Below are 8,637 nucleotides of genomic sequence, written 5' to 3'. Positions count from 1 at the left end.
GGCCGAACTCAACCAACCCATGATCGAGGAGGAAAATCAGCCCCTACACATCACCGCCAAAGCCGCCTGACGATGGCCCACGGCCACAGCCGAAATTACACCACCTTGACGGACGCGACCCAAGCGTCGCCTGCCAACTACGAGAGAGCTGAGCATAGAAATTCATCCATAAACGAGTCGGAGACACAAAGCCTGGCAGGGGCTTTACGACCCGAGGCCGCCCTTTGACGGGAACGATCGCCGATCTGATCGCTGCCAATATGGGAGGCGCTCCCGCGCGGAAGGAAAACCTGGCGAGCCAAGTGTCCGCGGTGTTCGAACGATCGGGTCGGCCAGCGCCCTCGGCGTAGTTTCCGCATCCGGCGCCGCCTCGCCAAGCCGGGATGAGCCGAGGAGATGGTCCGCCCAATCCTGCAGCATTCGGCGGCGCGGCGTGAGGTAGAGGGCGCTGTTATAGGCACCGCGAACCTCGTCCTCATCAACATGAGCGAGCGCCATTTCGACCCAGTCAGGCCGATAGCATTCGGCTTCATTGGCCCATGTCGATCCAAGTCCCCGGAATCCGTGAACTGTCTGCTTCCCGAGATAGCCCATGCGATAGCATGCATAGATCATCGTGTTTTCCGAGATAGGCTGGCCGGGCTTCTCACCGGGAAATACAAACCGATCGTTGGACGCGCGCTTGCGGCGCAGCAACATCTCGGAGACTTGCGAGGATAGCGGCACCAGATGTTCGCGCTCCATCTTCATGCGCTCGGGCGAAATGCGCCACAGCGCGTTCTCGCTTCCAAGATCCTCAAACTCGTCCCACTCGCAAAAGCGCGTTTCGCTCGTCCGTGCCCAGGTCAGCAAAGTGAACAGCATGGCATCGCGCGTCGTCTCGCGCCGGCGGCTATCCGCCTCGCCATCATAGTTCCGGATCGCAGTCACCAGCCCGGGAAGCTCGGCGAGCGATACCCTCGCCCGGTGCCGGACTTTGGGCTTGGGCCTCAGCGCATCGTTGAGACTGAGCGTCGGATCGGTCGTCGCCCAGCCGCTAGCGATGGCGAACCGGAACACCTGGCTGATGCCCTGCTTGAGCCGCCGGCTGATATCGAGGGCGCCCCGCGCCTCGACCGCACGGATCACGTCCAGAACCTCCGGTGCATCGATCTCATCGATCGGCCGCGCGCCCAGAGCCGGAAAGGCGTCTCGCTCCATCCGCCTGAGAACGCGGCTGGCATGGGCGGCATCGAGGCTTTCGGCACGATTGGCGTGCCATGCGCGTGCGATGGGCGCGAATGTCGTCGGTGCGTCAGGATGGGCAAGCGAGACCGCCGGATCGACGCCTTCCTTGAGCGCGGCCCTTGCGTCTTTTCTTTTCTGCCTTGCGACGGCGGCGGCAACCTCGGGGTATTTCCCGAAATTGAGCACCTTCTCCTTGCCCTCGAAATGATATTTCAGACGCCAAAGCTTCGTGCCGCCCGGTTGTACGAGCAGGTAAAGGCCCTGGCCGTCGAACAGCTTGTAGGGGCGTTTGCGAAGAGTCGCATATTTGATCTCGAGATCGGTCAGCGGCATTTGGGGGCTAGCCTGTAGTTGATACAGGGTGAATCTAGCCCCCATTTTTCGCAAAAATCAAATCGCTGCAGGCGGATTCAGACGGTCGCGAACGGACGCAATCGGCCCGCGGAGGACGCCGGAAATATTTGATTTTATTGCGAAAAAAGACGTCGGCGGACGGTGACGAACTTTTGTGGAAATTGGGTCTTGGTAGCGGAGGAGGGACTCGAACCCCCGACACGCGGATTATGATTCCGCGTGTCGCGCCATTGGTTGCGAGTGAAATCAACCAAAGTCTGCACCGCTCGGCTCTCGCACACCTGTGTGCTCTAGCTTATCGCTCAAATGGCCGCGGTCAGTATAGCGTGCATCAGTCCGGCGGTAAGTTTCGTACGTGTAGTCGGAATGTTCACCGTTTGGACCGGTAACGGATGAGGTACAACGGCCCCCAATACAAACTGAGCCCTACGTTGAAAAACCAGATTGCCGTCGATCAATTTACGACCGCTTCTAGGGGCCGACAAACGCTTCACGAGTGGTACCCTGCAGGCGCAAAACCGCCTTTACAGATCACCTCACCAACGGCTATCGCGGTAGCGTGCTCGCAATCGTGAGTACACTCACTGAGTACACATGCGTGGTTTCACCCCGCAGAAAATGACGGAAAACCGTGGGCTTCTCGCCCATCCGACCCCTCCCGTAGGGGTCACCACGGTAGAGCGCGCGGTCGGCGCGACATTATCCGCACATTGGCGTTTGAGACTGCACGGTTCTGCCTAGCTGCCAAGGCGCCTTAGCCGATGTCGGTCTACTTAACTTGTGGCCGCGACAGATACAGACCGGCGACCGCCGCAGTCAAGCGGCTCGCTCAAATCATAACTTGCAATCGCGCCTGTATAGATTCATCGTAGTTTCACAGGGGCCACGGCGAGGTGCCACGGGGTGTGGCCTCCGTATTTGATACGCAGAGATTCGTTTTTATTTTCAGATAGTTGAAAAGCTGCACCGGCTGGCTGGGGCGGCAGGAACCTCACCTAAGGAAAAGCTGCACCCCAAAAAGCCCTGTTTTCGGCCAATTTCGCGTGGCACCAGTTGCGACTGGCTACACTCACTGGCTACAGTTAGTGGCATCACAGACCAACCGCAATAGAACATCGGTGCGGCGTTCCCATGCAGGCGCTCAGGGTCTTTTGCTGCGCGCTGTGACAGCCGTGCGGTAGCCGTAATTCGGACGTGGCACGTCGCCTGATCTCGCTCGAATGAAGGCATTTTCCCCGTAGCTACCCCGCCTCGCACGCCCTGTCCTACCACAGAGATCGCCCATCGCTCCGCGTCCACTAGGTTAATCCTTAAACAAACGGCTGCCTGTGCGGCGACTGCACCTCAATCAGCGGCGCCAACTTACCTTAGCAACGACCAAGCACGTCCATTCACCTAGGCAGCAGCGCCGCGATGATGATCCCAGAATCTAAGTGGGGTCAACCTTGGTGCGGTCGGGCGCCCATTACGTTGCGCCCAGATCTATCGAAATTCGAATAAATGAAAAAAAAATTCTGAGTAGCTTGGGAGCAGCTTTCGACGATCCTATAACTCAGGGTCGGCGGAATAATCTCGTCCGACGAGCTTTGAACATTAGCTCCAAGGAGAATGAGAATGAAGACCAGTTTTAATCGAGAAATTGCGATGGATTTCCTGATTTGTCTCGGCAGGATGATAACCCTTAGACGAGAAGTAGACGGGATCCCTTTCAGAGAGGCTGCATTCACTGTTGCTGAAGCAGGGAATGAGCATGGTTTTGAGCAGGCGGTAAAAGAAGCCAACAAAGACCTGATTGTGCTTGCCTTCAAGCCCGGGAAGGAACGCCGTGGACCCGCCAATATCGCGGTTTATGAGACCTATGACGGTAAAGTGAAGACGTGGCCTCGATGCTCGGTATGGGTTCTTTCCAGGGAAGGACCGGCTCTGATAGTTCCCAAGGGCGCGGATTTCGGCTTCGCTTATCACGATGCGGCACTTTGTCGGGTATTGGAAATCCCGTTGGACCATCGGGCTGATCGGATCAAAATGGCGCGTAAGATCCTGTCACTGATGCCGCAGATCATGGCATGCGATCCCAATCCTTATGTCAGGGTTCATTGATCTCCCTGGGCGCAACGAGAGGTCGCTGGCAAGGCCGCGCTCCCGATTGGAGACGAAATAAGTATCATGGCGCGAGCGAACACCTGCCATCTGATGAACCCCTGATATGGGGCTCGCATAATGACATATCCGGCTGGCCCAGGCGTCGGCAATTCGATTGCCGACGCCTGGGCTCAGCAGATTCCCTTAGCGATTAGTCGGATAGAGCGAACGAAACGTCGCCATACGCATCGTCGAGCGCATGCCGGCGCGCAACAACTTCCGATCTTCCGACGCCGCGGTCCAATTCGCTGGGACTTGGCGACCGCTAACCGCTTCCACGATCTGAGTGTGCCTAGCTGCCGACAGCCGGTCGGCGATCCGGACGATGAGCAATGCAAACAGGCGCGGCATTTCGCGCATAACGAGGGCCGTGACATACGCGGCAATGACTACAGCAGTTAGTTCAACGATAAACATTCTATTTTCTCCTCCGATCTTCAGATCACCCTCTCCGCTCAATTTCTCTCCTGTTCTGGCTTGAAGGCCTCGCTATCCGCTCCTTCAGAAGCCAGAACAGGCAATGCGATATTCAGGGTGGTCGGCACCGGGCGTTACCGGTGCTCGGTGCCGACACGATCTCAGCGGGATTTTTGCGCTGTCGCTGCCATGACATATTCGGGCGGGACGATTCCGGTACGGTCCCACCAACGCTCGGCCAGGCGCTTGCGAGAGTTGTCCGTCCGCAGCCAGTTCTGCCGGACCTTGCCGTAATCGCGGTGCTCGGGGTCATATCCTCGCAAGGTGATGAGGAGATGGACGTGCGGCGCAATTTCGGGCTGATCGTCGCCTTCCGCTTGATGATGGATCGCCCAGTCTACAACCATGCCGCGGGCCACGAGATAATCCTCGGCAAAGCCTTCGATCAGATTGCGCCAGAAGGCGAGGTCCTCATGGCGCGGCAAGCTGCCAACGCAATGCGCGATTGTCGGCTCGTCGGGCCGATACCGGAGCGCATTCTCGTCCGCTTGTGCCCAGAGCGCGATCCCCGACAGCTTGGGTCCGGCGGCGCGGGCAGGAGCACATCGGCCCGCCGCCGCAAGGTCGGAGCGCGACGCCCAGTTCGGCGTCGGACCCCATTCATCAACGCTATTCTGGCGGTTGATGTAGGCATAGCTCGCCTGCGCCGTGCGGTGCGTGCGCAAGAGTTCGGGCGTGTAGCGGCTTGAGCGTTCCCGGATTACATATCGAGTGTTGAACGGGCGGATGTTATGGATGGTCGTCATTTGGTACGTCTTTCTACAAAGGACAAAGGGACCGCATCGCAGCGGTCCGCTTGCTGATTTGGGTTTGATGGTGGGACGGAGAGACGGCGCCGCAGTGGCTGCTGGACGTCGATTCACCGGATATTTAAAGCTGGTCGCTAGACCGTGCCCTGACGGGCATGACAGCGGCCCGTCGCATGCGAAGCGTTGTGCATATGCACGCTCGCAGGCCTCGCTGCTCGCGCGACCCGAGCAGCGAGGCCATTTTTTCATCGATAGTGAGTTTACGCGTTAGGCGCGCTCAGGCGTGGAACAGGCCGTCCTCGAAGCTGACCCATCTCGCGGTTTCGTCGCCCGCAGCAAGGCGTTGTCGATAGTCGCGATAATGATGCGCGAAAGAGTCTGCACGGCGGATTGGGCGTGAGTTCCCGATATCGGCGAGCGCGGCCTTGAGATACTCGCTGGCATCGATCCAGTCGCGCAGGGCCAGCATGATCTCGAAGAAGGGTTCCGGTCGCGCGATGCGGAACGCCTCGACATGCGCCCACAGCATCAAGCGTGCGGTCGCGACGCGCAGCGCATGGTCTTCGGCTGCCGCAGGCGCCGAGCGCGACCAGGCAAGCTCGATGTCCGCATCGCCGATCTCGGGCATCGGGATCGAGAAACGACGGCACGCTGTTCGCTCATCGAACCCATGGTCACCCATCGCGGCGGGATCGATAGCCGTCTCGCCAAAGCAGAGTTCTGCAAGAGCCGGCTCGACGAAGAAGCGCCGGCTCATCGCGTCCATCGCCAGCGTCATGCGATCGGCCATGGACGCGATCTGGACCACGCCGGGCAACAGTGTCTTGTCGAGCAAGTGCGGCAATGGGATTTCCGACTTGCGCGCGTCGGAGACGCAGATCGTGTTGATCCAGCGATGACCATCATCTTGATCGACCATCGTCAGGACCGCCGCCGCAACCGGCCTGCGTGCCAGCGCCGGATGCTGGTCTGGTATGTCGTTGACGGGAATGCATGCCAGACCGATCACCTGCAGGCATTTGGGAAGTTGATACTCGTTCACGATATTCTCCTTTCGGAGGATCAGGGATCCGAGACAGAACTCCTGCCTCTTTTCCTTTCACCCTGTTCCTCGCTTCCCGCGTCAGCGTCTCCACCGCTTGGCGGGCGCGCAGCCGCGTCCCGCTTTTCCATCCGGCGGACATGCGAGGCCGTTCTGCGGTTTCACCGAATGGGTGATTTTGATTTTGAGCAGCAGGCCTTTCTGACACTTAGACAATCAATTCTAAGCCCGTTGAACTCGCCGCCCGCTTCCCAACAGCGAACTGGGAACGCCACTTCGACTATTTTGGTCGTTAGAGCCTAGGAGCCAATGGGCTCAGACTGAGCGAGACTGCCCCGAACGCAGCGCCCCCGTTCACTTGCTCAAGAACGCGAGCTCTACAAGAAACCCCATCATCAGCGCATGCGACCCGGCGAGGGTATCGATGGCGGCATACCGCACGTTATCGAGACCCTCGCCGGGTTTAAGCTCCGTTTCGAGGTTTACGCCTTCCCGCTAGAGGTCAGTGTCATTTGGCTGACGCCTTCGCGACCAGAATCCGGCTGCTAATTGCGCAAAGCGAGCTCGCTGTTCTGCGTTTGCTCCAAGGGTTAACACCATAAGGCTGAAGGGCGTTTGCTGCGCCGCCCCGTCCGGTTTCAGGAATTTGACGCGCCCTTTAAGAAAGAAGATATCGGCGTCCAAGCTCAAAACCTCGTGGAAAAATGCCGAATCTGTTCTGACCGGAACGAGGCACACAACGGTGGCAACGTGGCCAGCTGACCATTGCTCATGAGCTCGCCGTAGCCACTGCAGGGCACATGAGTACGGCGGATTGACGAAAGCGAGACGCCCTGACCATGTCTGGCTAAGTCCGTCGCCGCCCCTACTGGCCAATATCTTACGGCGCGCCAGGACAGGGCTGAGTTCGTGAGCGCATGGATCGAGATCTATTTCGCCAAACGCTTTATAAATATTGTCCATGAAATCTGGCGGGGTGAAGCGGGAATCACGATCTTCCTTCTGACCCAGCGCCCAATACGCTCGAGCGGGAGCTTGACGCCGAGCTCTCGGCGCAAGCGCTGCCAGCAGGCGCAGCAAGTCTTCAACTGATCCCGCACCATTTTCGAGGTCGAGGATGGCCGTGTGCGACAGTCCGGTTCGCCTAACCAAATTCTCCAGCGACTTTCCATGTTTGATACGGGTGTTGCGGAGCTTTTCGAACAGCGTCTTACCGGCACTCAGACCTGTCAGCATGAAATTGGTTGAGTCCATTACCGCCACAAGCGTTGACACGGTGCCGACACCCTTTTCGAGCCGCGTAATTGTCTGGGGCGACACTCCGACATGCTTGGCCATGACCTTTCGCGACCAACCCTTTGATACGCGCGCTTCGCGCAATTCAACAATTAGGTTAGCACAACTTTCGCCTCCAGGCTCCGGGCGGACTGACGATCCGGCCGAACCGCTACTAACCTTCGAACCGATGCAATTCGACGATTTGCCGCCGAACGGCAATTTTGCCGCTGACAGCCCGGAAGGAGAAGCGTTTGCCCAGACATCCGAACCGCGGGGGAGTGCGGGGGATGTAAGGGATAATTTATTCGACGGCTTTGTGTTCTGTGCATTTCCCATGGCTATGGTTTCCTCGCTCGGCGAGCGAAGCCATGGCTGCTTGGCAGCAATGTTTAGGCTGGTTCATTCATGACCTCGAACGCCATTCAAGCCCGCATCAGCAGATGCGGAGCTCGAAAATTGGCGCGAATCACAAATTCATAGGTCACCGACTTGGGATGCTATCCCCGCCGCATGTTCGCAACTGTGCCGGGCATATAGACCCTAAAGATGAATAAATCTTTAATATAGCTGCGAAGTTTCTCTGGGTAATCGGAATCCTCTGTGCGAGCGCGCCATCTCGGCCAAACAGAATTACGAGAACGCGCGACTGTGTTCGCGTCGTCTTGGGGGTGAGAGTCGATACAAGGAGCATGATTTCCTGACAATGAGGCCTTCAGCGTCCGCGCCCGCTGGGCTCTCGGCCGGGCAGCCCGCGATCGTAGGGATGACGGCCCTTAGATGGCTTCGACCGTTTCGCATTTTGTTTCGCTGTTCGCCGCTTGATCCCGAACGCCATGATCGCCGCGGCAGCCGCCATATCCTCGCTGGATCGAGCCGATGCCAACGCGCGCTTCAACCGGTCCGCCGCCTTCGGCGGATCGAACCGCACCGAACCGCGCTTGATCAGCAGCCACTCTTCGTCGAGCAGCGGATCGCCCATGTGCAGCAACCGGTCCGCTTCGTTTGCCCGCAGCGGCGCGGCTGGCCGCAAGCCGGAATCGACCATAAGATCATGCAGGATATCGCTCCGCGTCTCCTGTTGGACGAACCAGGCGGCGCGGGTGCGGGCGCGTAAGTCGGGCAGTGCCAGCCACTCGGCGCGAGACCCGAGGGCGTCGCGCAGCGTCTCCACCGTGTCCGGTGCCTCGGCATCCGCACGCCGCGCGAACAGGAAAGGGACAGGCGCACGGCGCCACAGCACGGCAGGATCGGCACCTTGGTGGGCGTCCATTAATTCGGCAGGCACCGGCGCGACGTGCGTGGCAGGTCGATCAAGCCAAGATGCCCGTCGCTTCTGCTCCACGTCCCAAGCCGTTGGCCGGCGCGCCG

At 59.0% G+C, this 8,637-nt stretch carries 7 protein-coding genes and 1 pseudogene; 2 read left to right on the top strand and 6 right to left on the bottom strand.

Annotation, left to right across the window (positions count from 1 at the left end; all coding sequences use genetic code 11):
• Positions 1-204: 204 nt before the first annotated feature.
• On the bottom strand, positions 205-1,560 hold the full coding sequence (locus tag L0963_RS19235; RefSeq protein WP_234181338.1) for a tyrosine-type recombinase/integrase: 1,356 nt from the start codon (positions 1,558-1,560) through the stop codon (positions 205-207).
• Positions 1,561-3,195: 1,635 nt separating this feature from the next.
• On the opposite strand from L0963_RS19235, the gene L0963_RS19230 reads away from it, so the two are divergent.
• Positions 3,196-3,681, top strand: a complete 486-nt coding sequence (locus L0963_RS19230) for a hypothetical protein (RefSeq protein WP_234181336.1) — start codon at positions 3,196-3,198, stop codon at positions 3,679-3,681.
• A 186-nt stretch (positions 3,682-3,867) separates the two neighbouring features.
• Here L0963_RS19230 and L0963_RS19225 read toward each other — a convergent pair whose 3' ends face one another.
• The 4 genes from L0963_RS19225 to L0963_RS19210 all read right to left on the bottom strand — a co-directional run bounded on the left by L0963_RS19225 (position 3,868) and on the right by L0963_RS19210 (position 7,329).
• Positions 3,868-4,140, bottom strand: coding sequence for a hypothetical protein (locus tag L0963_RS19225; protein WP_234181335.1), 273 nt, complete (start codon positions 4,138-4,140; stop codon positions 3,868-3,870).
• Positions 4,141-4,301: 161 nt separating this feature from the next.
• Positions 4,302-4,946: a MobA/MobL family protein gene (locus tag L0963_RS19220; protein ID WP_234181333.1), complete on the bottom strand. Its 645-nt coding sequence runs from the start codon at positions 4,944-4,946 to the stop codon at positions 4,302-4,304.
• Between the two features lie 280 nt (positions 4,947-5,226).
• Entirely contained in the window at positions 5,227-5,991 is a 765-nt protein-coding gene (locus tag L0963_RS19215; protein WP_234181332.1) for a hypothetical protein, read from the bottom strand.
• 495 nt (positions 5,992-6,486) lie between these two features.
• Positions 6,487-7,329 (bottom strand): DNA N-6-adenine-methyltransferase, encoded by an 843-nt coding sequence (locus tag L0963_RS19210; protein ID WP_234181330.1) that lies wholly within the window; start codon positions 7,327-7,329, stop codon positions 6,487-6,489.
• Between L0963_RS19210 and L0963_RS19205 the strand changes: the two genes are divergently transcribed.
• Entirely contained in the window at positions 7,328-7,678 is a 351-nt protein-coding gene (locus tag L0963_RS19205; RefSeq protein ID WP_234181328.1) for a hypothetical protein, read from the top strand. The genes L0963_RS19210 and L0963_RS19205 overlap by 2 nt on opposite strands.
• Positions 7,679-7,981: 303 nt before the next feature.
• Here the strand turns inward: L0963_RS19205 and L0963_RS19200 are convergent.
• A pseudogene (locus L0963_RS19200) lies at positions 7,982-8,637 on the bottom strand (hypothetical protein); the annotation flags it as partial.

Origin of the sequence: Sphingopyxis sp. NFH-91, assembly GCF_021401285.1 — a bacterium.
GTDB classification, from domain to species: domain Bacteria; phylum Pseudomonadota; class Alphaproteobacteria; order Sphingomonadales; family Sphingomonadaceae; genus Sphingopyxis; species Sphingopyxis terrae_A.
Note: the sequence above shows the minus strand (reverse complement) of the source record. Positions and strands in the feature narration are given on the sequence as shown.